This is a genomic window from Janthinobacterium sp. Ant5-2-1 (assembly GCF_001445815.1).
In the GTDB taxonomy this organism is placed as follows: Bacteria; Pseudomonadota; Gammaproteobacteria; order Burkholderiales; family Burkholderiaceae_D; genus Janthinobacterium; species Janthinobacterium lividum_E.
The window spans coordinates 54,696-78,597 of record NZ_LNCE01000126.1; the positions used below are offsets into that span (position 1 = coordinate 54,696).

Below are 23,902 nucleotides of genomic sequence, written 5' to 3' on the forward strand. Positions count from 1 at the left end.
GAGGGGCATATCTTGTTCAAAACAATCGTTTTACCAGTCGCCTTGTTGGGCGCGTTCGCCGGCGCACACGCCGACGAAGGGCAGTGGCAACCACACCAATTGCCACAGCTGAAAGCCGAACTGAAACGGGTCGGCATCGAAATTCCTGCAGAAAAACTGGCCGACCTGAGCAAGCACCCGATGAGCGCCATCGTGTCGCTCGGTGGCTGCTCGGCCGCTTTCGTTTCCGACGCCGGCCTGGTGGTGACGAATCACCATTGCGCGTATGGCGCCGTGCAGCGCAATTCCACGCCGGAACACAATTACATCACCAACGGCTTCCTGGCCAAGACGCGTGCTAGCGAGCTGCCGGGCGGTCCGAACAGCCTCGTGTATGTGACGGACAAGGTGGAGAATGTCAGCGACCGCGTGCTGAAAGGCTTGACGGCCGACATGAGCGGCCGCGCGCGCCACGAAGCCGTGGAAAAGCGCGTCAAGGACCTGATCGCCGAATGCGAAACGGACAAGATGTACCGCTGCTCCGTGCCCGCCTTCCACCGCGGCCTCGAGTACTACCGCATCCGCCAGATGATGATACGCGACGTGCGCCTGGTCTACGCGCCATCGGACAAGATCGGCAACTTCGGAGGCGACATCGACAACTACGAATGGCCGCGCCATACGGGCGACTACTCGTTCCTGCGCGCCTACGTGGGCAAGGATGGCCGTCCGGCCGATCCGTCGCCCGACAACGTGCCGTACAAATCGAAGGATTTCCTGGTGGTCTCGGCCGAAGGCTTGAAAGCCGGTGACGGCATCTTGCTGGCGGGCTACCCCGGCCGCACCAGCCGCTACAAGCTGCCGGCGGAAATCCGTTTTGCGCGCGATACGGCTTTCCCGCTGAAAGTATCCGAACTGCAAGCCGACCTGGCCGTGATGGCCGACGCGACGAATGGCGACGCGGCAGCCGCCGTGCGCTATGCCAGCGTGGTGAAAAGCATCAACAACGTGCTGAAGAAAACCCAGGGCTTGCTCGACGGTTTCGCCCGCAAGGATATCGCCGCCATCAAAGACGTGCAGGATGCCGAGTTCCGCGCCTGGTACGCCAAGCAGCCGAACGTATCGCCGACCCTGCTGGCCGAACTGGACGCGGCGATTGCCAGCGACATGGCCTTGAGCGAAGAAGAGTTCGCCTGGAGCGTGGCCACCAACAGCGATTTGCTGAAAAGCGCGCGCACCATCTACCGTTTGTCGCTGGAGCGCCAGAAAGCGGACGCCGAGCGCGAATCGGGCTTCCAGCAGCGCGACCTGGCCTTCATCAAGGCCCGTCTGGCCCGACTGGAACAGTCGTACGTCAACAAGGTCGACCAGGCGCGTTTTGAAGCCGGCCTGAAGCGTTACGCGCAACTGGCGGCGAAGAGCCATCCGCAAGGCCTGGACGCGCTGCTGCCGGCGCCAGGCGCCGTGGCCGCCCTGTACCAGCAGACGCAACTGGCTGACACGGCCAAGCGTCTGGCCTGGCTGGAAAAGGACCAGGCTGCCGTTACCCAGTCCGACGACGCCTTCATGCAACTGGCTGTCAAGCTGCATCCGGTGGACGTGGCGCTGGAAGAGCGCCGCAAGGAAATCGACGGCAACCTGGAACGCGTGATTCCGCAATACATGCAAGCCGTGATCGCATGGAAGAAGTCGCAAGGCAAGCCTGTCTACCCTGACGCCAACTCGACCTTGCGCGTGACCTATGGCACCGTCTCGTCATACTCGCCGCGCGATGGCTTGACCAAGGGTCCGTTCACGACCGTGGAAGGCATCGTCGAGAAAGTCACTGGCAAGGCCCCGTTCGAAGCGCCGCAAGGACTGATCGACGCCGTCAAGCAAAAACGCTATGGCCAGTTCCGCGACCCGGTACTGGGCACGGTTCCCGTCAACTTCCTCACCAGCGCCGACACCACGGGCGGCAATTCAGGCTCGGCCGTGATGAACAAGCGCGGCGAACTGATCGGCTTGAACTTCGATTCGACGTATGAATCGATCACCAAGGACTGGTACTTCGACACGGCCATCACGCGCGCCATCCACCTCGACATCCGCTACATGCTGTGGGTGATGAAGGAAGTGGACCATGCGGATAACCTGCTGCAGGAAATGACCATCAAGTATCCGAAGGCTGCCAAGAAATAATCTTTCTTGGTTGAAATAAAAGCCGCATCCGCCGCAGGGCTGATGCGGCTTTTTTGCGTATGGGCAACTAGTTTGAGTCCCATCAATATGCCAGCGTTCACCATGGTTAGCATAAGCCAGGGAAACAAGTTTGAAGGGGGTACGATGGATGATGGCGAGCTGGCAGCCGATCTGGCGCGCCTTTTCGGAGCGAGCTGGCGAGTCCAGGACAGTCGTTTGCTGCGCATGGATTTTCCGCGCAACGATGGTCCGCCTGATACCGCGCTGCTGGTCAACAGCTTGCGGGCACACGAGGAAATGTCACGCGACTTCCGGTTCGAGGCCGAACTGCTGTCCGACAATCTCCACGTTCCCCTGGCAGCGATGATGGGCCGGATGGTCACGATTTCGATGGTGCGCGATGACGGCAGCTTGCGCTATTTTAATGGTTATGTCGGCGAATTTCGCTTGTTGCGCAGCGATGGCGGTTTCGCGTTTTACCAGATGGTGCTGCAACCCTGGCTGGCGTTGTCCAGGCTGCGCATGGACAATGTTTCGTTCCACGAACGCACGGTCATCGACATCAGCGAAACGACTTTCGATCATTATGTGCAGCGCGACTGGCAAAACCGGCTGCATGAGGAAAAAGCGATATTAAGCTGCGCCAACCAGCATAATGAAACCGATTACAACCATCTGCACCGGCGCTGGGAAGACCAGGGACTTCATTACTGGTATGAACATCGCGCCGACGGTCATACGCTCTGTTTGGGCGACAATACCTGGCTGAGCGACAGCATCGACCCAGGCGACCACGATGCCAGCGAAGCCGACGAGATGGTGTTTCGCGGCGAGGCGGGTTCGCTGGAGCGCGACGGCATACGCGACTGGCAGGCAATACGAAAGATTGCTTCAGGCTCGCTCACGCTGGCCAGCTTCAACTACAAGCAGCCGTATGCCAGCCGCGCCAGCGGCCATGCGCTGCACCAGCAGGGCGACGTGTTTGCCCATGAACTGTATCAAAACACCGGCTATGGCTATGCCGACATGGGCGACGGCGAAGCGCTGGCGCAACGCCGCCTGGAGGAAAATAACTGCCGGGCGCAATACTTCGACGCTGGCGGCAATCACCGCTGCGTCCAGGCCGGGCGCAGTTTCACGCTGGGCGGACACTTCAGCGGCAAGCAATCCATGCCGGCCAGAGGTGAACCGGCGCGCCCGGACATCGGCTCGCGCGAATACCTGATCCTGTCGGTCGATCATATCGCCAGCAACAATTACCAGGCAGGCACGGGCGCGAAGTCGCATTATGAAAACCGTTTTAGCTGCATCCGCAAGAGCATCCGCTGGTATCCGGGGCGGCAGTTCAACAGCACGCCTTGTGCGTTGCCCGGCGTGCAGACGGCGATTGTCACCGGGCCGGCAGGCGAAACCATCCATACTGACGCGCTGGGCCGGGTGAAGGTGCAATTCCACTGGGACCGGCTGGGCAAGTTCGACGCAGGCAGTTCGCCATGGATCAGGGTCATGACGCCATGGGCGGGCCAGGCGTTCGGCCAGATCGCGTTGCCGCGCATTGGCCAGGAAGTGTTGATCCAGTTTCTCGACGGCAATATCGACCGTCCCGTCATTGTCGGCGCGGTGTACAACGGCAAGCATGCGCCGCCGTGGAATTTGCCGGGGCAACGCATGCTTGGGGGCTGGCGCAGCGCCGAGCTGATGCCTGGCGGCGGCTACGGCGTGCGCGGTAACCAGTTGGTGCTTGACGACACGCACCAGCGCATCCAGGCGCAACTGAAAAGTGATCATCAGCACAGCCAATTGTCGCTCGGCTGCATCAGCCGCATCGAAGACGCCAGCGGGCGCAAGGATGCGCGTGGCGAGGGCTGGGAACTGGCGTCAGACGCCTGGGGCGTGGCGCGCGCCGGCCGCGGCATGTTGCTGACCACCGAAGCGCGCCCTGGCGCCGCCTCGCATATCAAGAGCATGGATGAAACCTTGCGCCGGTTGGTCGAGGCTGCTGAACGGCACAAGGCGCTTGCCGCCTTGGCGCAGCATTACGGTGCGCAAGAAAGTGCCGACCAGCAGGGCGCCGCCGCCGATGTGCTGAAAGCCCAGCATGCCGGGATCAAGGGCGGTGCCGGCAGTGGCGAAAACGCATTTCCCGAATTATCAAAGCCGCATCTGGTGCTGGCCAGTCCGGCTGGTATCGAAACGACGACCGCGCAATCGACGCACATCGCCAGCGCCGAGCACACCGCGCTGACGGCCGGGTGCGACTTGTCGCTGGCGGCCGGCGGCGGCCTGTTCGCCAGCATCGGCGCGGCGTTTCGCCTGTTCGTCCACAAGGCGGGCATGAAACTGATCGCCGCAGCTGGCCCGGTGCAGATCGCGGCGCAAACCGATGCGGTCGATATCGTCGCCAACAAGGTTCTAGAATTGATCAGCCAGACCGACTGGGTGAATATTCGCGGCCGCAAAGGCGTGCGCCTGCATGGCGCCAATTGCATGCTTGAAATTAGCGACAAGGTGCAGTTTTTTACCGCGTCGCCGACACTGTTCCATGGCAACCTGGAAACGCTGGCGCCCAAAAACCGGCCGCAACCGGATCTGGAGCCTGCCATCGGACCCGTCGAAGGGCAGTTGCAGCATACGATCCAGGCCCATGCGGATGGCGGTCAATACGCACTGGTGCCGTACACGCTGTACAAGGGGGACGCCGAAGTCGAACGCGGCTTGACCGACGAATTCGGCCGCATCCTCATCGCGCATCAGGACGGCACGCCGCGCTACCGTGTCATCCTTGGCAATGGGGAAGAGTTTTCATTGCAGGCGAGCGCACGCTTCGACCCGAACGCGGCGCCGGACGGCGAACAGAAGCTATCGAACCGCGGTTTGCGCGCGTTCGACGACACTGCCGATGGCCGCTGGGTTCAATGATGCACGACACTGACTGGAGAGCGCCATGCCGGAATCGAGCGGCCGTATCGAAACCACCCACATCGACGAGGTTGGCCGTACTGCGACCAGTTCGCTCCAGTGGCTGCTGGAAAACCGCAACCTGAAGGGCAAGGCCACTCATCCGATTACGCATAACAACAAGCTGACACTGTTCATTTGCGGACAGGAAGGGTTCGCCGACATCGCCGGCGAGATCGCCAAGGCTAAACATTCAATCGACCTGTGCTGCTGGGGTTTCGACCCGGGCATGGAACTGGTGCGCGGCAACAGCGGCACCTGGCCGCGTGGCGACACTTTTGGCGACTTGCTGATCGCCGCCGCACGGCGTCACGTCAGGGTGCGCCTGCTGATCTGGCATGACCGTATCGGTTCGCCGATGGTGCGCAGTATGCCGGGCCATTCGCACGGCACCTCGCCATGGAAAACCGGTGGACAGCGCGCCGACGATATCAGTGCAAAAGCCAGCCTGGCGATGTTGCAGGAGGCAGTCAGGAAAAAACTTGTTTTAAGCAGTGCTTTCAGGGGCGATATCGTCCGGCCTGAGGATATCCCGATGCTGGCGCGTGAAGAATATTGCCACAGCTGGTATGCGGCCGCGTTCCATGGCTTGTTGGGGCGCCTGACGATTCACCTGCGGCACGGCAACAGCCATGCGATAGGCAAGAGTATCGCGACCGAAATCAACCAGCCGCACGGCCTGACGATGGGGGAAATTGAAAAGCCTGGCATGAGCTACTTGGGCACGCATCACCAGAAGACGATCCTGATCGATTTCTCCCACGAAGAGGGGGCGAAGGCCGTCGGTTACGTGATGGGCCTGAATTCGGTGACCGATTATTGGGATACGACGGCCCATCTGCTCGACGACACGCGCCGCGAACAGGGCGGTGCCAACGAGCGGCGCGAGTGTTTGCAGGGAATGGCCGCGGACGGCGGGTTCGCCACCTTGAAACCGTACCAGGATTATGCCTGCCGCATCGACGGTGGCAAGGCATTGATCGCGCTGTACAACAATTTCGTGAAGGCATGGGACCGCGCGATCGACGACCGCACGCATCAGGCCGCCGGGGAATGCGTGAGTTGGTATTCGTCATGTAAAAACCCGCCGGCCCAGCTGTTGCGCGAGGCCGGGCCGGATGACTCCACCGTGCAGATCGTCCTGACCCAGCCCGAGGAGCAGGACAAGACGATCAAGGAAACCTACTTTCGCGCCGTGACCCAAGCCAGCCTGGCGGCCGGCTACCTGTACGTGGAAAACCAGTATTTCCAGTATGAAGATTGGGCCCGGCATTTGCTGGCCGAACGCAAGAAGGTGGTCGCCGCCTGGAAGGCCGGCAGTGTCAAGGCGGGCAAGAGTCTTGAAGATATGCCGGTCATGCACGTATTCATCGTCATTCCCGTGCCGGAGCGCGCACAGATGGTGCCGCGCACCCACGATACGCTGGCGGCGCTGGGGCAGCACGCTGGCATGACGGGGCAAAACAGCATGATCGATGACTACAACAAGCGACCGAAAACCCGGCGTATCACAGGCAGATTAGGCATCTCCACCGAGGCGGAAGTCCAGTTGCCAGACGTGGTGCGGCACTCCAACGGCATCAACAAGCCCGGCGCGATGACGCTTGAAAGCGAATTCGGACTGAAGGTGTCGGTGGCCATGCTCAATGTCAGCGCGTTTGACACCAACCGCTGGCGCTACCGTGAAATCTACATCCATTCCAAATTGATGCTGGTCGACGATGTGTTCATGACCTTGGGCAGCGCCAACCTGAACCAACGCAGCATGGCCGTCGACAGCGAAATCAATATCGCCACCATCGACCGCCGCGTGGCCCACGATTTGCGCAAGCGGGTGTGGCGCATGCATAGCGGGGGACTGGTCGATGGAGGGGGCGGGACGAAGGCGGAGATTGTGGATGCTTACGGGAACTGGGTGAAATTAATGAAAGATAATCGAGGGAAAAAAAATTCGTATTCTGAAAATTCTGCAGATAAAAAAATGACTGGCTTTTTGCTGCCATTGGAAGATAAACGCAGCTCCACGATACGTTTGGGATGAGCATGAAAAAGTATAAAAATTTCCCACTTCCCCTGCCTTTTTTTATCTTGGCAGTTTTCCTGATTTTCACTTTAGGCGCCTGCAAAATGTCAAACGACACGAAAGAAGTCCTGCCGCGCAACCAAAGCCTGCCACTTTTCAATCCGCATGTCGCGGATTTTATCTGTGAAGCCGAGGCGAGCAAGGTGCCATCCATCGATGCGCAAGCCGAGGACTGGTTCCTCGAAGCGCGCGCCATGGAAGACCCTGAAATTTTCGTGGAAGACCGCGATTACAAAAAAATCGTCGATCTGACGCGTCAAGCGGCGCAGCGATTGCACTGGAAGGCGATGCTCAATTTGGCCAGCTTGTATGTGGAAGGGCGCGATCCCTTGCATGGGGAGGAAGAAGCCGTGCAACTGGTGGAAAAGGGGATGCGGCTCGGCATACCCGCAGCTTATGACCGGATGGGGACGTTTTATGCTAATAGCACTGGCGTTGACGGCGACATCACTCGCGCCTATGCATTCTGGCAAAAGGCTGCTGTCATGGGAAATCATCAGGCGATGGCATTTTTGGCGGATAAATTAAATGTTGGACCCGCCAGTGAAGGGGCAGGCTATTGGTCCAATATTCCGGTAGCGACAAAAATGCTGGAATGTGCATTTGGGCAAGGATATGGTCCCGCAGCATTTGATTTGCATTATTTGTATGTGTCTCCACGGGCTTCCAATGGGAAAATAAATGGCTCGCGTAACGCTGAAACAAAAAATCGTGCATTAAAGGTATTGCATGAAGGTGTAAAGTTTGGTTGTGAGGATTGTGCAAATGCCTTGGCAATTGAATTCGGTTCGCCTTTTGATCTTGCCGATATGCTGGCGCCATATGTGGATAAGGCTCGTGGAGCGCGATATCGTATGCTTAGTAACGCCCTCGGCTTCAACCCCAATCGCCGCTTCCCCAACCTCGATAAAATTCTGCCATTGCCACCGGCCGATCTACCGCCGTGGGATGGCCAACGAAAGAGCCTGCTCGACGCTGCCATGGGCGTCCGTCCGCCGCCAGCGATCCCGAAGCCAAGCGCAGCCTCGCTGTTACAAAAACCGTATTTCCTGGCCGCCGACTATGCGCTGCATCCCACCGGCTTGCACAGCGACGCGCCGACTGCGCCATTTTCCGCATACTGGCAACCTGTCGCTGGGCAAGGGTTGACGGAGCCGGCCCGGCTGTTCCGTAAAGATGAAGAGTTCCGCCATTTCAGCGTGCTCGATGCCGATGACAAGAGTCGTTATGGCCGCGTGACATGGGAACAGTACCTGACGATACGGCACAACCATGGTGCAGTGGAGCCGCGCGCGGCGCGCGGCTTGCTGCGCGAGGTGGCGCGGCCTGAGCCATGGTTGAGCTGCGCTTGCGACCAGGCCTGTCCGGTCAGCGGCGTCTGGCAACCGTGGGTAGCGGCCGACCATCCGCTGCAGGCCATCGTCAACCAGTACTGGCGCCAGGCGTGGCTGAACCAGGGCGCGCCGTTCCCGCGACCGCGCCGCGACTGGCTGCTCGATTTGCCAGATGACGACGTGACGTGGCATTTAATGGATGCGTCCATTGCCGATCCCGGCTAACGCTTAACGTTCCCGATATCTCTCATAACGAATATGTCTAGGATTCAGGACAGCTGTGCTGGCGTCAACGCCTCCACCGGCAACTGAAAAAAGCGCGGCATCATGGCTGGCGACAGGTCGTCGCCGCTCTCCGTTATGGCCAGGCGGCCGCTCAGCAGCATCACTTAGCCGTGGCTCAGTTACCAGCCGGCGTTGGCGGTGGCCGTGTCCCAGCTGGGATCGAGGCCCGCTTCGCGTACGGCCGCGCCTGCCGCATGGGCTGCGCGACGTATAATTCCTATTCAACTTTATTCTTTTCCGACAGGCCCACCATGTCCCTGACTCCCGATTCGCTGCCTGACTGGCAAACGTTTGAAGCGGCATACGCCGTTGAAGAGACCTGGCTCAGGCTGGCCACTGCATCGCTGGCACTGCTGGGCGCCTCCCCATTCAAGGACCAGGAATTTTCAGCGTTTGCCTTCAACGCCGTATCGTTTCCGTCCCTTTCGCTGAGCTTTGACACCGACCCCGATAGCCGGGCGCGTGGTGACTATCCGCCGGACTGGTCGAACGAGTGCATGGAAGTCGATGTGCCGGAAATCGGCCAGCTGTGGGAAGAGGGGCATGCAACGATAGAAGGCGCGCTGATCGAGCTGATCGACGCTGCCGATGACGACTTGCTCGATGCCATCGAGGAAGGCTATCTGCACAGCCTGAGGAAAACCATGGTGCGGCTTGAAACGAGCCATGCTTTCGAGCAAATCAAAATATGCGCGCACTTCTGGACCGTGGTCACGCAAATCGACGCCGATACGGATGAAGAGGAGCGGCTGCTCGAGCAGGTGCGGCTGGCGGCATTGGCCAGCCATGCATGAGGGGCTGACTGCTATATCAGGGCTTTCCAGGCCCTGACTTCTTCGTCCGTGAGCGCCGGCCCCCAGCCGCCGCGCAGGGCAGCATCGTGCTGCACATAGTGCGCCAGCTGCGGTATCGCCACGTCATGCCGGGCACAGAGCTCAAGCACGGCTTCCAGCTGGCGCCGGCTTTCCGGAAGGTCATTGCCATACCAGGTGCAGGCGCTCGTTTCCAGCACATGCTGAACAAGTCGCTCCAGCGTGCCTAGCAGGTGCCCGGGTATGGCCATGCGGATGTCGTCCGGCCAGGGATCGCCCATGCCCGTCACAGCCAGGGAAGCAAAGCCGCTTTCCCAGGCAGCAAAATCCCCAGGCCCGACCTGCGTCACTTGCCAGATGTGTTCGGCGAACGCGGACAGTGCCTGATGATGAAGGGCATGCCGCTGGCAAAAGCGCTGCAGGCACGTCACGGCAATGCATTGCCTGGCAATCACGGAGAGAGTGTCTATCGATATATTGTGCATAAATTGATGGCGTTTCAAAAATAATGGCTAGCCTCGGCTAAGTGCGCGCCTCTCAGCTCCCTGGCGCACGCCGGTTCAGCTTGATTCATTTCTCAAAGACAAGCCAGGACCAGCTCACGCCGGCCTGGCGGTTCTGTAGCTGGACGGATGGCGCCTGCGTGCTCAGCATGACCTTGAGTCCATGCCGCATCGCCAGGTCTGCCGTTTCACCAGCGGATACGTCAAAGATGCGGCGGCCTTCCGGGGCCGGACCATGCCTCAAGGAAATGACGAGCATTGCGCCCGGCTTGAGCAATGCGCTGATATTGCCCATCGCCTCCATCCTTTCTTCCGCTGTCAGATGCATCCAGACGGCAGCGACGACAATCAGGTCATACCTTGTTTGGCGCGCGCCTATCGTGGACAGGGCGGGCAGGCTATCGTTGATCCATTCAAGGTTGGCCAGGGCATGTGCCTTCATGCCCGCCGCGCGGAAGGCGGCAACGGGCTCAAGCGCGATCACCGTGTGGCCCAGGCTTGCCAGCCACGCCGCGTCGCCGCCTGTGCCGGCACCGATGTCGAGCACGGTGCCTGATCGCGTCGGCAAAAGATGAGCAACGGGGCGGTATTTATCCAGGAAGGCAACGCTGTCATATCGGGAGATGAGCCGCCCTGCATTTTCTGCATAGCCCTCGGTGCCCGGGACAGTGGATGGGGCCATGGGTTCCTGCATGATCAGCGGGCGCATCTGGCGATGGTCATCATGGCTGTTCTCCCGCTTGCTGACGCGCCTGCCGCAAGGCCTCCACGGGCAACTGGAAAAAACGCGGCACCATCGCGGGGGACAAGTCGTCGCCGCCGTCCGCCATGGCCAGGCGGCCGCTCAGCAGCAGCATCACGTAGCCGTGGCCCAGCGACCAGCCGGCGCTGGCGGCGGCCTTGTCCCAGCGCGGGTCGAGGCCCGCTTCGCGCACGGCCGCGCCGGCCGTCTGCAGCACGTACTGGAAGCACGCTTGCGCCGCTTCCAGCAGGGCGGGGAACTGGCGCACGTCCTGGTGCTCGAACATCAGCCGGTAGTGGGCGGGCGCGGCCAGGGCGAATTCGATGTATTGCTGGCCCAGCAGCTGAAACCGCTGTTCGGAGGGCAGGCTGCCCTGCGGCGGCAATTCCGCTTCCCATTTGGCGATCAGGCTGGCGAAACCGGCGGCCGCCACGTCGGCCAGCAAGGCTTCCTTGCTGGGGAAGTGGCGGTACACGGCGGCGATCGACACGCCCACCGTGCGCGCCAGTTCGCGCAGCGAGAGGGTGGCGTCGTGCTGCTGCGCCAGTTGCGCGATGGTGGCGGCGACCAGGGTGTCGCGCAGGTTGCCGTGATGATAGGTAGTCGTTATTGTCATTCTATGTTATCGCTGTTCACATTGTCGTGTATGATGGTCATGTTATCACTGAAAACATGGAGAGCACATGCAAGAGATAAGCAACGTGGTACGCGCCGTGGCTTTGCCGCCCGGTGCCAGCATCGCCCCCTTGTACCCGGGCAGCAACCTGGCCGACGCGTATGCCGTCGCGCTGCCGACTGCGCAGGCGCGCCAGATGGACATGGAAAACCTGGCGCGCGCGCTGCTGGGCAGTCAGCCGGGCTGGGCGCGCAAGCTGATGGTGGTGCGCGACGCCATCGTGGCGCGCTTCGGCATCCGGACGGCAAAGCAGATGGAAGCGCGGCCCGGCAAGCGCATCGGCATCTTCCGCATCTTTGCCGTCAGCGACGATGAGATCATCGTGGGCGAGGACGACAGCCACCTGGACTTCCGCCTGTCGGTGCTGCGCCACCGCGACGCGGGGCCGCATGGCAGCGTGACCCTGTCCAGTGTCGTGCATTGCCATAATGCGGTGGGACGCGCCTACATCCTGGTGATCCGGCCTTTCCACAAGCTGATCGTGCGGCGTTCGCTGGCGCGCGCCGTCAAGGAAGGCTTTGCCTGAGCGGGTTGAACGGGGAAGGGGCGTGACGCTGCGGGCAATCTTGCTTATTCATTGCCGGTATTGCATACTGCACCACCAGCCTCATCACGATTCCCATGAACGATACGCTTCTCCTGCTGGGTTTTGCCACCACGCCGCTTGAACTGATTTCCTTTGTCCTGGCATTGACAACCGTTGCGCTGAACATCCGCCAGAATCACTGGGCGTGGCTGTTCGCCATCATTTCCTCGGCCGCCTACGGTTTCGTGTTTTTCGAGTCGCGCCTGTATGGCGACATGGCCTTGCAACTGCTGTTCATCAGCGTCTCATTCTGGGGCTGGTACCAGTGGCTGCATCCGGCCAGTGGCGGCAAGACCTTGCCCGTCACGCGCCTCGATGGCCGCGGCTGGCTGGCTTGCGCCGTAGGCTGGCTGGTCGGCTTCCTGCTGATCGCTTGGCTGCTGACGACGACGGACACGGACGTGCCGCACGCGGACGGTTTCCTCACGGCAGGCAGCCTGGTGGGCCAATTCCTGCTGTCGCGCAAGAAGCTGGAAAATTGGATCGCCTGGATCATCGTCGACGTGCTGTACGTGTGGCTGTATGTGCACAAGGGCCTGACCCTGACGGCCGTGCTGTATGCGTTCTTCGTCGTGATGGCCATCATCGGCTTGCTGGCGTGGAGAAAGTCGGCGCCGGCCGCGCCCGATGCGATGGTCCTCAAGTGATGGGCCATTGCGTGCGCGTAGCCATCCTGGGCGCGGAGTCGTCGGGCAAGTCGACCCTGGCGGCCGCCCTGGCCGAGCGCTACGGCACCGTCTGGGTGCCCGAGTATTTACGGGAATTTGTCGAGACGCAGGGCAGGGTGCCCGTCGCGGCCGACCAGTATGGCATTGCGCGCACGCAAGTCGAACGCGAGGCGGCAGCCGCCGCGCAAGCGCGCAACTTCCTGTTTTGCGACACGACGCCGTTGATGACGGTCGTCTACAGTCGCCATTATTTCGATGGCGCCGATGCACCGCTGGCGGCGCTGGCCGATGCCACGCAGTACGATTTGACGTTAGTGACGGCGCCCGACAGCCCGTGGGTGGCCGACGGCTTGCAGCGTGAGTCGGAAGCTGTGCGCCAGCTGATCTACCGCTACCTGCTCGACGAGCTCGACGCGCGCGGCATTGTGTACCACGTGCTGCGCGACAGCCTGGCGGCGCGCCTGGAACAGGCGGCGCCTTTGCTGCGGCAGGCGCTGGCTGCAGCGTCTGCCATTTCCCTCAATTAAAAATCAAACTGTGCCGACACCTTGAAGGTGCGGCTGGCGCCCGGATACAGATAGCCGTCCGATTCCGGCGTCACGTCGCGCCAGTAGAACTTGTCGGCCACGTTGTTGACGCTGGCGCGCAGCACGGCGCGCGTGCCGGCGATGCGCGTTGCCCAGGCGGCGCCCAGGTTGAACACGTTGTACGACGGCACGAAGGTCGTGTTGTTGTACTCAAACGCTTTCTTGCCCGCAAATTCCCAGCTGCCATTCACGCTCAAGCCTGCCACCTGCTGCACGGCGTAGTCCGCATGCACGGCTGCCTTGAAGGCCGGCACGTTGGGCACGCGCTTGCCATCGAGGTCGGCATTGCCCGTGCCTGATTGCTGGCTGTTCAGGGCTGTCACGGAGGCGCCCAGGCTCAGGTTGGACGATGCTTTGCCCTGGGCCGACAATTCCAGGCCACGTTGCTGGGCCTGGCCTTCGCGCACGAAGTAGCCTGCGGCATTCTGGAATTCCAGGCCCTTGCGGATCTGGAACAGGCTGGCCGCCACCATGAAGTCCGGCGTCACATCCATCTTCGCGCCAAGCTCGATCTGCTTGGCGCGGCTGGGCGTGAGTTCCTCGTTGGCATTCATCGCCTTGCGGTCGGCCGTGCCGCCATGTTCCATGCCCTGCGAATAGGCCGCGTACACGGACACATTGTCGAGCGGGGTGTAGACGAGCGACACGTTGGGCAGCAGGAAATCGTGCTTGGCGCGGATTTCCTTGTCGGCCTTCAGCACATACTGGTAGCCGTCGACGTCGATATGGCGCAAGCCGCCATGCAGCTTCCAGTTTTGGGCCAGGCTGACGATATCCTGCACGAAGACGGAGTTTTCCGTGTCCTTGCGCACCAGGCGCACCGGGCCTTGCACACCCGTCGACATGTCGACGATCTGCGGGTGGTAGATATTGCTCACGCCAGCCCATTCGTACACGTACAGGCCCGCGCGGTCCTTGCGGCGGAAGGTCGAGACGCCGGCCGTGAATTCATGGCGCAGGGAACCGGTGGCGAACTTGCCCTGGATCATGGCTTGCGCGCTCAGCGGCTTTTTCGTTTCGCCCAGGCTGCGGTAGTCATACACGTCGTAGTCGCCATTGCCGCAGAAGCCAGGGTACAGGTCTTGCGCGCTGCAGCCGTACGGGAAGGCCGTGTAGTCGTCGCGCTTGAACGAGTGCTGGTTGGCCGACAGGGTGGCGTGCCAGTCGTCATTGAACGCGTACTGGAAGCGCAGGCCGATATTGCCGGTGATGGTTTCCACGGGGCGCGTCCATGGCTGCAGGTTGAGCATGGCGTCGGCGCTGATGCCGGTCGGTAGGGTCTTGTTGTTCAGCAGCTGGAAGCCGGGCGCCGTCGCCTGCGCCTTGTCCTGGTAGTCGGCATCGATCTGCAGCAGCGCTTGCGGCGAGATTTGCCAGTCGAAGGCGCCGGAAATGAACTTGCGGTTGCCGTCCGCGCCCTTGATGTAGGAGCGCAGGCGCTCGGCCGCCACGTTGACGCGGTAGCCGAAGCGCGTGTCTTCCAAGCGGCCGCCCAGGTCGACGGCGCCGTACAGGGTGCCCCGCTCGCGCGTTTCCACGGTGACGGTGCGCAGCGGTGCGGCGGTGGGGCGCTTGACGATGAAGTCGACCACGCCGCCCGGCGCGGCCACGCCTGCCTGCAAGCCGGCCAGGCCTTTCAGCACTTCGATGCGTTCCTTGTTTTCCAGCGGAATTTGCGTATCGCCAGGAATGGCCACGCCATCCTTGCGGTAGCTGGAATTGTTGTCGAGCTTGAAGCCGCGGATGGAAAACTGTTCCGCATAGCCGACGGCGTTGTAGGCGTCGTTGATGCTGGTGTCGAGCTTGACGGCATCGCTGAGATTGCGGATCTGCAAGTCCTGCATGTCTTTTTGCGAAATGACGGTGACGGACGCCGGCGTCTGCAGCAGCGGCGCGTCGGAAAAGCCGCCCACGGAGGCGCGCTTGGCAGCCGGCGCCTTGCTGGCCGTGACGACGACTTCGGCCATGCTCTGGGCCTGCGGGTCGGCGGCTTCGGCGCCGTCGTTCGCGGCAAAGGCCGGTGCGGCAAACGCGTGCAGGATCGCCAGGGTCAAAACAGAAACGGATAAATTCGGTGTGGACATAGATTGCTCGTGGTTCAAGCCGTCTCTTTAAGAAGAGCACGGCAGGCTGCTTGTTCGGCTGGCGCCAACGCAGGAGCTATCAAAGGAGGGAGGTACTTTGCGCTTTCCTTCGCTGGCATTATCCAGATCAGGTACGAAGGGTATCTCTCACCCGGATGACTGCTCCAGGACCCCTAGCGAAATGACAGCTTAGCATGAAGCACGGCCAGCTGTCCCACCCGGCTGACCGTTTTACAACAGTGTGGTGCGAATCTACAGGCTCAGTTCCAGCACCTTGCGGCTGATGGCGGGCGTGATTTCACGCTGTTCGCCCAGCGCCGTCATGCCGTGCGCTTCCAGGGCGGACACGACTGCATCCACGCTGGCATGGTTCAGGCCATAGTCGGCCAGACGCGTCTTGACGCCCATGTGGCGGAAGAAGAATTCCGTGCGCGCGATGGCGGCCTCGATGCGGCCATCCTCGTCGCCGCCATCCAGGCCCCAGACGCGGGCCGCGTATTGCAGCAGCTTGGCGCGCTTGGCCTGCTTGCGCACGCGCAGCATGCTGGGCAGGATGATGGCCAGGGTTTGCGCGTGGTCGAGCTCGTACAAGGCCGTCAATTCATGGCCGATGGCGTGCGTGGACCAGTCCTGCGGCACGCCCACGCCGATCAGGCCGTTCAAGGCCAGGGTGGCGCTCCACATCACATTGGCGCGCACGTCGTAGTCATCGGGGTGCGACAGCGCTTTCGGGCCTTCCTCGATCAGGGTCAGCAGGATGCCTTCGGCAAAGCGGTCCTGCACGGAGGCGTTCACGGGATAGGTCAGGTATTGCTCCATCACATGCGCAAACGCGTCGACGACGCCATTGCCAACCTGGCGCAGCGGCAAGGTGAACGTTTTCGACGGGTCCAGCACGGAGAATTTCGGATACACCTTGCGGCTCATGAACGAGCGCTTTTCCTGCGTGGCCTTGCGCGTGATCACGGCCGAGCCATTCATTTCGGACCCCGTGGCCGGCAAGGTCAATACGGTGCCGAAGGGCAGGGCGGCCTCGACGATCTTGCCGCCCTTGGCCAGGATGTCCCACGCCTCGCCCTCGTGCAGGGCGGCGGCGGCGATGAACTTGGTGCCATCGACCACGGAACCGCCGCCGACGGCCAGCAGGAAATCGATGCGCTCGCTTTTCACGAGGGCCACGGCCTGCATCAGGGTTTCATAGCTGGGATTGGGTTCGATGCCGGCAAACTCGATCATCGTATGCCCGGCCAGCGCCGCCCTGACATCATCGTAGACGCCGTTCTGCTTGATGCTGCCGCCGCCATACGTCATGAGCACCCTGGCCTGCGGCGGGATCAGCGCCGTGATGGCGGCGATCTGGCCCTGGCCGAAGAGGATTTGCGTCGGATTGTAAAAGTCGAAATTGAACATGGGGCTCCTGCCGCTGAGGTTTAGGCTATTGCTGAGCCATGATTATGGCCGAACGGGTGGAAACGTGTCGTGGACGCTTGAGCTTTTCGCCCGCGCGGTGGAGAATGCAGTCGATGTCACCACCACGCGAAAAGGAATGCGCATGACCACCGTCCCACTGGAAGAATCCGGCCTGCCGGCCACCGCGCTCGACATGCACCGCGCCATCGGCGCCACCATCGCCGCGCTGCAGGCGCTGGACTTGAACAGCCAGCGTTTCGAAGCGTGCACGGACCCGGAACTGCGCCGCGTGCTCGCGCATGCGGGCGACACGAGCCGCAAGGAAGCGGCCATGCTGCTCGAATGGATGCGCCGCCGCGACGCGCGCCTGGACACGGCCATGAAGGAAGCGCTGTTCAAGGCGGGGCCGATTGTTGCCCAGTATCACTATGACGAGAAAATATTGTAACTATTGGTTTGTTGTTGTGGCGTACCATGCGCCACTTTCGCATCGCTTCGCGTAGACTGTGCCCCGAACACGATTTTGGGGGAGTTTGCAGAAATGAAATCATTACCATACCGAGAAGGCAGCTGGTTTGCCGTGCCCCTGCCGGGCGGCGGTTATGCCGTCGGCGTGGTGGCGCGCAGGGCGCCTGCCGGGCGCATCATGCTGGCGTATATGTTCGGGCCGAAGCGCGACAGCCTGCCTGCGCTGGAAGAGCTGGAAGGCTTGCGGCCGGAACAGGCCGTACGCCGCCTGCGCACGGGCGACATGGCCTTGCTCAACGAACGCTGGCCCCTGCTGGGCGACAGTCCCCACTGGAACCGCGACGACTGGCCCATGCCGGCCTTTATCCGCCGCAACGAATCCTTGCAGCGTGCCTGGCGCGCCAGCTATGCGGACGCCGATCCTGCCAAGCTGAACCGCGAGGAATCGATCCCCTTCGACACGCCGGGCATGGAAAGCGATTCCCTGTACGGCTACGGGGCGACGGAATTGTTAATGAATAAATTGCTCGCGCAGGAGCAGGCGTCGGCTTGACCGCGGTCCGGCGGCGTAGGTCGGATTAGCGAGGCCTTGCCTCGCGTAATCCGACAACATTGTTGGCCAAGGCCGCTGGTGGTGTCGGCTTACGCGCCTTGCGCTAAGCCGACCTACGCCGACCTACGCCGCTTACGCCGCTGGCAAGCTGATCTGAAACGCCAGGCCGCCGCCTTCGCGGTTGCGGACCTGCAATTCGGCGCCATGGCGCAGCAGCACGCGGTCGACGATGGCCAGGCCCAGGCCGGCGCCATTTGCCTGTCCGCGCGCCGTGTCGAGGCGGGTAAACGGCTTCATCAGCTGCTCGATCTTTTCCGCCGGCACGCCCGTGCCGTGGTCCTGCACTTCGATGATGACCTTTTTCGCGCCGTGGCTGGTGCGTACCTGGCAGGCGATGTCGATTTCCGTCACGTCGCCGCCCGGCGTCTTGCCATAGCGGCGCGCATTCTCGATCAGGTTGTTCAATACGCGGCGCAAATCGGTGGGGTTGCCCATCGCATGCGCGCCATCGGCGATGGTGGCGTTGATCTTCACGTCCGGCAGGCGCATGGCTTCGCGCGTCATGTCGTTGAGCAAGCCACTGAGGTCGACGTCCGTAAAGCTCGACGCTTCCGTCGGCTTGGCATAGTCGAGGAACTGGCCGATGATGGCGTCCATCTGCCCGATATCGGACTGGATGCCTTCGCGCGCCTCGTCGGACAGATTCGCCATCTCCACTTCCAGCTGCATGCGTGCCAGCGGCGTGCGCAAGTCGTGCGAAATGCCCGCCAAGATCACGGCGCGGTCCGATTCCACCTGTTTCAGATCATCGACCATCTGGTTAAAGCTGCGGTTCGCCTCAATGATCTCGATCGGGCCCTTTTCCGGCAGCGGCGCCGGCTGCTTGCCCTTGGCGATGTCGCGCGCGGCCGCCGTCAGACGCGACAGCGGCAGATTGATCAGGCTGGAAATGATGGCCGCCCCCAGCAGGGACAGCAGGGACACCAGGCTGGCCCAGCCCAGCCACTGGAAGCCCGTCAGGCCGCGCAGGCGCTCGCGGTCCAGCATCAGCCAGTACTCGTCGTCGTCGATCTTGAAGCTGACCCAGAAGCCGGCCACGCCATTGACGCGCGCGGAAAAGCGCGTGTCTTTGCCCAGCTTGGCCTTCACCAGCGCCTCGATCTCGGGCATCAGGTAATTGTCGGGCGGCGGCTCGATGCGGTCGTCCTCTTCCAGCGAGAAGATGCGGATGCCTTCATTGCTGACGAGGTCGAACAGCAGCTCGCGCCGCAGCTCGGGAGCCGAGTGCGTCAGGGCCGCATGCGTGATGGTGACGACGGAAATGATCTGGGCGGAAATCTGCTGCGCCTGCGGCTCGCGCTGGATGACGGAAATCATGCCGATCCAGGTGATCATGCTGACGGTGGTCAAAGTGCCCAGCAGCAAAAAGGTACGCCAGAACAGGCCGCTTTTCAGCCGCGCCAGGCTGATATCGGGAACAAGCTTCATCATGCCTCGCCTGCGATCAGCGCGGCTGTCCGTCCGGGATGAAGACGTAGCCGAGGCCCCACACGGTCTGGATGAACAGCGGGCTCGACGGGTCGGGTTCGATCAGCTTGCGCAGGCGCGAGATTTGCACGTCCAGGCTGCGGTCGAACACTTCGTATTCGCGGCCGCGCGCCAGTTCCATCAGTTTTTCGCGCGACAGCGGCTGGCGCGCATGGCGGGCAAACACTTTCAGCACGGAAAACTCGCCCGTCGTCAGCGGCACCGTTTCGCCATTCTTTTTCAGGGTGCGCGTGCCCAGGTCCAGCACGAAGTCGCCGAATTCGAAGGTTTGCGGCGTTTCCGACGGGGCGCCCGGGATTTCATCGGGACCCTTGCGGCGCAGTACGGCGCCGATGCGGGCCACCAGCTCGCGCGGATTGAACGGTTTCGGCAGGTAGTCGTCGGCACCCATTTCCAGGCCCACGATGCGGTCCACGTCCTCGCCCTTGGCCGTCAGCATGATGATCGGCGTCTGATCGCCCGCGCCGCGTAGGCGGCGGCAGATCGACAGGCCGTCTTCACCGGGCAGCATCAGGTCGAGCACGAGCAGGTCGTAGCGTTCGCGCAGCCACAGCTTGTTCATGGCCGTCGCGCTCTCTGCCGTGAAGACATTGAAGCCCTGTTCGGTCAGGTAGCGCCGCAGCAGGTCGCGCAGGCGCACATCGTCATCGACCACCATGATTTTTGCCTGGTGGCCGTGGATCGATTGCGTTGTTGTATTGCTGCCGGAAGTGGAGGTTGTGGTCATTTAGGGTGTCGTGTTATCTTATATTAGTTGCTATAGTAACGCCTCGCGCGGCGTCGGCAAGGGGCTGTGGCGACCCATTACAAAGTGTTACAAACTTTACCCAATTACTCTTACTGCACCGTGTAAAGCATCATACACTGGGGCCACAGTGGAAATCAGCTTTAGTTTATACGGCATCGCGGAAGAGGAACTCAATGAATATCTTTACTAAAAAAATTCACGCCGCTCCCAGCGCAGCTTTTGCCGCACGTACGACTGTGCTGTCCGCATGTGCCATTTGTTCCGTGTTTGCCGCCAGCTTGGCGTCAGCGCAAAACCAGCCGCCGCCACGCCGTGACGACCAGCAGCAAATGCAGGCCCAGCGATATGAACAGGTTCAGCGCAGCAACAGCAATGATACGCGCTTGCGCGAACAGCGTGACGCACGCAGTTTCGACACGCGCGCCGAAGAGCAGCGCCGCGCCAACGAAGGCGCCGACGCCTCGCGCCGCACGGGCCGCATGACGCCCGACGAGCGCCGCGACCTGCGCCGCCAAATCAACGAAGTGGGCCAGGACATCTACTCGAATCCGCCGCGCCGCTAGGCGGTGTACAACCCCATCCGACAGGGCCATCTCGCAAGACATGGCCCTGTTTGCATTTGCTCCCCCCTTTGTATTGCTCAGTCAGGCACACGGCCCCGCCGCGTGATATTGTTCTAACGCAATGAGGCAATTCTCGGTTTTTGGGGAGGCAAGTGGTGAGCGACGACGACACACCCGTTCCTGATGCGGCTCCCGCAGGCGGCTTGCCGCTCGGCCTGGTCCAGCGCGAAGAGGGCGTGTGCCTTGACATGTCGCTGGCGCCGGCGCAGCTGCGCGCCGCCGTCGACCAGCTGTTCCAGTCGGGGCAGTTGCTGGCCGGCCTCGACTACGGTTTGTTCCTGCTGACCCTGTTCCATGCTCCCACTCCCCGCGCCGCGCCCAAGGGCGACGCCTTGCTGCGCATCGCCGTGCGCGTGGCGCCATTCCCGCCCCCGCGCCGCGCGCTGTACAAACAGGTCAAGATCCGTGGCGACAGCGCCGAGTTTTACTTTGAAGCCCTGCCTGCGGACGCGGACGGCCAGGTGCCTGCGCGCCGCGAGTTTGACGAGCTGGTGGCCGACCTGTGGTGCAAGGGCGTGCACTACGGCATCGATAGCGTGGCCGTGCGCGCCATGCTCGCCAGCGGCAAGGCCGAGCGCATCACGGTGGCGCGGGTGCTGCCGCCGCAGCCGGGGCGCGACGCCCAGCTGGTCGAAGTGTCGCAAGGCATCCATCGCGACGATGCGCCGCGCGAACGCTCCGATGGCCGCCTCGATTTGCTCAGCTTCAAGAACCGCTTTCCGCAAGTGAAAAAACACGCGCGCCTGCTGCGTCTGCTGCCCGGTACGCCCGGCTTGCCTGGCTACGACCTGGCCGGCAAGGCGCTGCCGCCGCCTGCGCCGCTGGAACTGGACCTGGCCACGGTGGCGGGGCCAGGCACGGCGGTCGAGCATTTCAGCGATGGCGATTTCCTTGTGGCCACCCAGGATGGCTATGTGAATGTCGATGAGAGCGGCAAGATGTCGATCGAAAACAAGATCGTCAGCCGCGAAGGCGTCAGCAGCCGCACCACGGGCAATCTGAAGCTGCGCGCCGCCTACGAAGAGTATGGCGAAGTGCAGGAGCAGCGCCAGCTCGACGGCAGCGACATCACCATCCATGGCGACGTATATGGCCATTTGCACTCGCATGGCGGCTTGATCTTGTTACACCGTAACCTGGTGGGCGGCACGGCGTTCAATGAGCACGGCGACGTGCGCGTCGAGGGAGTCGCTTCCGGTTCCGTGCTGCAGGCGCTGAGCGGTGAAGTACACGTGAAGCGCGCGGAAAGCTGCGTCATCGCCGGCACGCGCGTGGTGATCGACAGCGCCAGCAATTGCGAAATCATCGCCGACGAGGTCGTCATCGAACTGGCCGAAGGCTGTGCCGTGGCGGCGCGCACCATCCGCATCGGCAGCGCCGGTCCCCGCAAGCAGGTGGAAATGCTGCTGTTCCCGCTGGTCCCCGACCTGAGCGCACTGGAACAGAAGATCGCCGAGAGCTTGGCGAAGGCGGCGCAATTCCTGCAGGTGCAGCACAAGCGCCAGCAGGAAATCGACGCCATCGCGCAATTGCCCGAGGTGCGCAATTACCTGACCCTGGCGGGCCAGCTGCGGCGCGGCGAATTGCAGTTGCAGCCAACGCAGCAGGTGCAGTACGACAAGCTGGCCGCGCGCATCGCTCCCGTCCTGAAAGAGGTGGCGCGGCTGCGCGTGGAAGTCAAACAGTCGGAAATCCTGCACGCACAGATGCTGGCCCTGGTGGCGCAACTGCGCCAGGAGCGGCAGGCGACGGCGGGCCAGTCGCGCTGCAGCCTGGGCCTGATCGATGGCGAGACGACGGTGCGCGCCCTGGTCGTGCCGCCCGGGCCAGCCAAGGTCTACGACCGGCCGCCGAAAGAAATCAAGGCCTTGCTGCGCAGCGCCACGCCGGCCACGCAAGCCGTGTTTGCGGACAGCACGGGCAGCCTGGAATGGACGTATGCGCCGCCGCCGTAGCATTTAATCCGTGACCTTGCCCCGAGATTGCTTGAGTACGCTGTGCGTGCTCTTGCTGTCGAGGCGGCGTCGCTGCGAACTGCGCGTGGGCTTGGTGGCGCGGCGCACGGCGGGCAGGAAGGTCACGCTGTCGATGATTTCCTGCAAGCGCCGCAACGCTTCTTCCTTGTTCTGCTCTTGGCTGCGCGATTGCTGCGCCTTGAGCACCAGCACGCCATCCTTGCTGATGCGGCTGTCGCGCAGGGCCAGCAGCCGCTCCTTGTACGCTTCCGGCAGCGACGAGGCGGCGATGGGGAAGCGCAAATGGATGGCGCTGGAGACCTTGTTGACGTTCTGCCCGCCCGGGCCCTGGGCGCGGATGGCGGAAAATTCAACTTCAGCGGGATTGACGAGGTGTTGCATGGCCTGCCTGTTGGGGATGATGTGGGTATTGTAAGGGAAGATGGCTGCGCCGGCGCAATGCCCGGCGGCCAGCCGATGATGTCTTCCGGGAAAATTGATGTTTCTCAACGCCGCTTGCGGCGATGCTGGTTAGCATGGGGTCAACGTTGCGCCACTGCGCATCCTGGCAGCGCTTACCGGATGAAAGGAACACCATGCAGCCCACGACCACGCCTGGCGCCGCAACCGCGCAATACCTGACGCAGTACTTGAGCTTCCGGCTGGGCGGCCTGGAATACGGCCTTGACTACCGCTGCGTGCGGGAATTGCGTCCGCTGAAGGAACTCGACCGTTTTTCCTCGGAAGGGGAAGTGCTGCACAGCGTGGCCGTCTCGCGCGGCGTGATCATCCCCATCGTCGACATGCGCGCCGCGTTCGGCGGCGCCCAGAGCGCGCCCGACCCGGCCACCGACGTGATCATTTTGCAGCTGAGCAATGGCGTGATGGGCATGGTGGTCGATGGCGTCACCGATATCGTCAGCCTGGCGCCAAGCGACATCGCCGCCGTGTCGGGCCTGGGCGCGGCGAAAGCCGATTACCTGTTGGGCCTGGGCACGGTGGCGGGGCGCCGCCTGATCCTCGTCGACATCGACCGCCTGATGGCGATCCGCAGCCCCAGCCCCCTGCAGGCGGCCTAAAAAAAAGACGACCCGAAAGTCGTCTTTTGTCGCTACTGAA

Annotated in this window: 21 protein-coding genes and 1 riboswitch; of the genes, 13 read left to right on the forward strand and 8 right to left on the reverse strand. The window is 62.2% G+C overall.

Annotation, left to right across the window (positions count from 1 at the left end):
• Positions 1 to 12: 12 nt before the first annotated feature.
• From ASN89_RS25745 to ASN89_RS25770, 5 genes are all read left to right on the forward strand, one after another.
• Positions 13 to 2,160 (forward strand): S46 family peptidase, encoded by a 2,148-nt coding sequence (locus ASN89_RS25745; RefSeq protein ID WP_414842527.1) that lies wholly within the window; start codon positions 13 to 15, stop codon positions 2,158 to 2,160.
• A gap of 225 nt (positions 2,161 to 2,385) precedes the next feature.
• Positions 2,386 to 5,079 (forward strand): type VI secretion system Vgr family protein, encoded by a 2,694-nt coding sequence (locus tag ASN89_RS25750; RefSeq protein WP_235502083.1) that lies wholly within the window; start codon positions 2,386 to 2,388, stop codon positions 5,077 to 5,079.
• A 25-nt stretch (positions 5,080 to 5,104) separates the two neighbouring features.
• Entirely contained in the window at positions 5,105 to 7,159 is a 2,055-nt protein-coding gene (locus ASN89_RS25755; protein WP_058051239.1) for a phospholipase D-like domain-containing protein, read from the forward strand.
• 2 nt (positions 7,160 to 7,161) lie between these two features.
• The gene (locus ASN89_RS28850; RefSeq protein WP_152988698.1) at positions 7,162 to 8,760 is read left to right on the forward strand and encodes a tetratricopeptide repeat protein; all 1,599 of its coding nucleotides are present in this window, start codon (positions 7,162 to 7,164) and stop codon (positions 8,758 to 8,760) included.
• Between the two features lie 311 nt (positions 8,761 to 9,071).
• Positions 9,072 to 9,614: a hypothetical protein gene (locus ASN89_RS25770; protein WP_058051242.1), complete on the forward strand. Its 543-nt coding sequence runs from the start codon at positions 9,072 to 9,074 to the stop codon at positions 9,612 to 9,614.
• Between the two features lie 11 nt (positions 9,615 to 9,625).
• On the opposite strand, the gene ASN89_RS25775 is transcribed toward ASN89_RS25770, so the two are convergent.
• The 3 genes from ASN89_RS25775 to ASN89_RS25785 form a co-directional block, all read right to left on the reverse strand.
• Complete coding sequence (locus ASN89_RS25775; protein WP_152988699.1) at positions 9,626 to 10,135, reverse strand: hypothetical protein; 510 nt, start codon at positions 10,133 to 10,135, stop codon at positions 9,626 to 9,628.
• 67 nt (positions 10,136 to 10,202) lie between these two features.
• On the reverse strand, positions 10,203 to 10,817 hold the full coding sequence (locus ASN89_RS25780) for a class I SAM-dependent methyltransferase (RefSeq protein WP_058051324.1): 615 nt from the start codon (positions 10,815 to 10,817) through the stop codon (positions 10,203 to 10,205).
• A gap of 40 nt (positions 10,818 to 10,857) precedes the next feature.
• Positions 10,858 to 11,493, reverse strand: a complete 636-nt coding sequence (locus tag ASN89_RS25785; protein ID WP_052755754.1) for a TetR/AcrR family transcriptional regulator — start codon at positions 11,491 to 11,493, stop codon at positions 10,858 to 10,860.
• A 67-nt stretch (positions 11,494 to 11,560) separates the two neighbouring features.
• On the opposite strand from ASN89_RS25785, the gene ASN89_RS25790 reads away from it, so the two are divergent.
• The 3 genes from ASN89_RS25790 (at position 11,561) to ASN89_RS25800 (ending at position 13,334) form a co-directional block, all read left to right on the forward strand.
• Positions 11,561 to 12,079 (forward strand): DUF2867 domain-containing protein, encoded by a 519-nt coding sequence (locus ASN89_RS25790; RefSeq protein ID WP_058051244.1) that lies wholly within the window; start codon positions 11,561 to 11,563, stop codon positions 12,077 to 12,079.
• Positions 12,080 to 12,174: 95 nt separating this feature from the next.
• Entirely contained in the window at positions 12,175 to 12,786 is a 612-nt protein-coding gene (gene pnuC / locus ASN89_RS25795; protein ID WP_046684578.1) for a nicotinamide riboside transporter PnuC, read from the forward strand.
• Complete coding sequence (locus ASN89_RS25800; RefSeq protein ID WP_058051245.1) at positions 12,786 to 13,334, forward strand: AAA family ATPase; 549 nt, start codon at positions 12,786 to 12,788, stop codon at positions 13,332 to 13,334. Before pnuC ends, ASN89_RS25800 begins: the two co-directional genes overlap by 1 nt.
• Here the strand turns inward: ASN89_RS25800 and ASN89_RS25805 are convergent.
• Together ASN89_RS25805 and ASN89_RS25810 are read right to left on the reverse strand one after the other, a co-directional pair.
• Positions 13,331 to 15,478 carry a TonB-dependent siderophore receptor gene (locus ASN89_RS25805; RefSeq protein ID WP_058051246.1) on the reverse strand — a complete coding sequence of 716 codons (2,148 nt, stop codon included), beginning with the start codon at positions 15,476 to 15,478 and terminating at the stop codon, positions 13,331 to 13,333. The genes ASN89_RS25800 and ASN89_RS25805 overlap by 4 nt on opposite strands.
• Before the next feature lie 87 nt (positions 15,479 to 15,565).
• Positions 15,566 to 15,663, reverse strand: a riboswitch (TPP riboswitch).
• A gap of 67 nt (positions 15,664 to 15,730) precedes the next feature.
• Positions 15,731 to 16,888 (reverse strand): iron-containing alcohol dehydrogenase, encoded by a 1,158-nt coding sequence (locus tag ASN89_RS25810; protein ID WP_058051247.1) that lies wholly within the window; start codon positions 16,886 to 16,888, stop codon positions 15,731 to 15,733.
• Positions 16,889 to 17,030: 142 nt separating this feature from the next.
• On the opposite strand from ASN89_RS25810, the gene ASN89_RS25815 reads away from it, so the two are divergent.
• Entirely contained in the window at positions 17,031 to 17,336 is a 306-nt protein-coding gene (locus ASN89_RS25815) for a hypothetical protein (protein WP_034750230.1), read from the forward strand.
• A 93-nt stretch (positions 17,337 to 17,429) separates the two neighbouring features.
• Positions 17,430 to 17,909, forward strand: a complete 480-nt coding sequence (locus tag ASN89_RS25820) for an Imm26 family immunity protein (protein ID WP_046683907.1) — start codon at positions 17,430 to 17,432, stop codon at positions 17,907 to 17,909.
• Between the two features lie 132 nt (positions 17,910 to 18,041).
• On the opposite strand, the gene ASN89_RS25825 is transcribed toward ASN89_RS25820, so the two are convergent.
• Together ASN89_RS25825 and ompR are read right to left on the reverse strand one after the other, a co-directional pair.
• Positions 18,042 to 19,400, reverse strand: coding sequence for a sensor histidine kinase (locus ASN89_RS25825; RefSeq protein ID WP_046683908.1), 1,359 nt, complete (start codon positions 19,398 to 19,400; stop codon positions 18,042 to 18,044).
• A gap of 13 nt (positions 19,401 to 19,413) precedes the next feature.
• Complete coding sequence (ompR, locus tag ASN89_RS25830; protein ID WP_223278807.1) at positions 19,414 to 20,115, reverse strand: two-component system response regulator OmpR; 702 nt, start codon at positions 20,113 to 20,115, stop codon at positions 19,414 to 19,416.
• Between the two features lie 368 nt (positions 20,116 to 20,483).
• Here ompR and ASN89_RS25835 point away from each other — a divergent pair, with 368 nt between their 5' ends.
• Together ASN89_RS25835 and ASN89_RS25840 are read left to right on the forward strand one after the other, a co-directional pair.
• Positions 20,484 to 20,768, forward strand: a complete 285-nt coding sequence (locus tag ASN89_RS25835) for a hypothetical protein (protein ID WP_235502085.1) — start codon at positions 20,484 to 20,486, stop codon at positions 20,766 to 20,768.
• 155 nt (positions 20,769 to 20,923) lie between these two features.
• Positions 20,924 to 22,783 (forward strand): flagellar assembly protein A, encoded by a 1,860-nt coding sequence (locus ASN89_RS25840; protein ID WP_058051249.1) that lies wholly within the window; start codon positions 20,924 to 20,926, stop codon positions 22,781 to 22,783.
• Positions 22,784 to 22,786: 3 nt separating this feature from the next.
• Here the strand turns inward: ASN89_RS25840 and arfB are convergent, their stop codons facing one another.
• Positions 22,787 to 23,185 carry an alternative ribosome rescue aminoacyl-tRNA hydrolase ArfB gene (gene arfB, locus ASN89_RS25845; RefSeq protein WP_034749850.1) on the reverse strand — a complete coding sequence of 133 codons (399 nt, stop codon included), beginning with the start codon at positions 23,183 to 23,185 and terminating at the stop codon, positions 22,787 to 22,789.
• A gap of 194 nt (positions 23,186 to 23,379) precedes the next feature.
• Here arfB and ASN89_RS25850 point away from each other — a divergent pair, with 194 nt between their 5' ends.
• On the forward strand, positions 23,380 to 23,862 hold the full coding sequence (locus ASN89_RS25850) for a chemotaxis protein CheW (protein WP_058051250.1): 483 nt from the start codon (positions 23,380 to 23,382) through the stop codon (positions 23,860 to 23,862).
• The last annotated feature ends 40 nt before the right edge of the window (positions 23,863 to 23,902 follow it).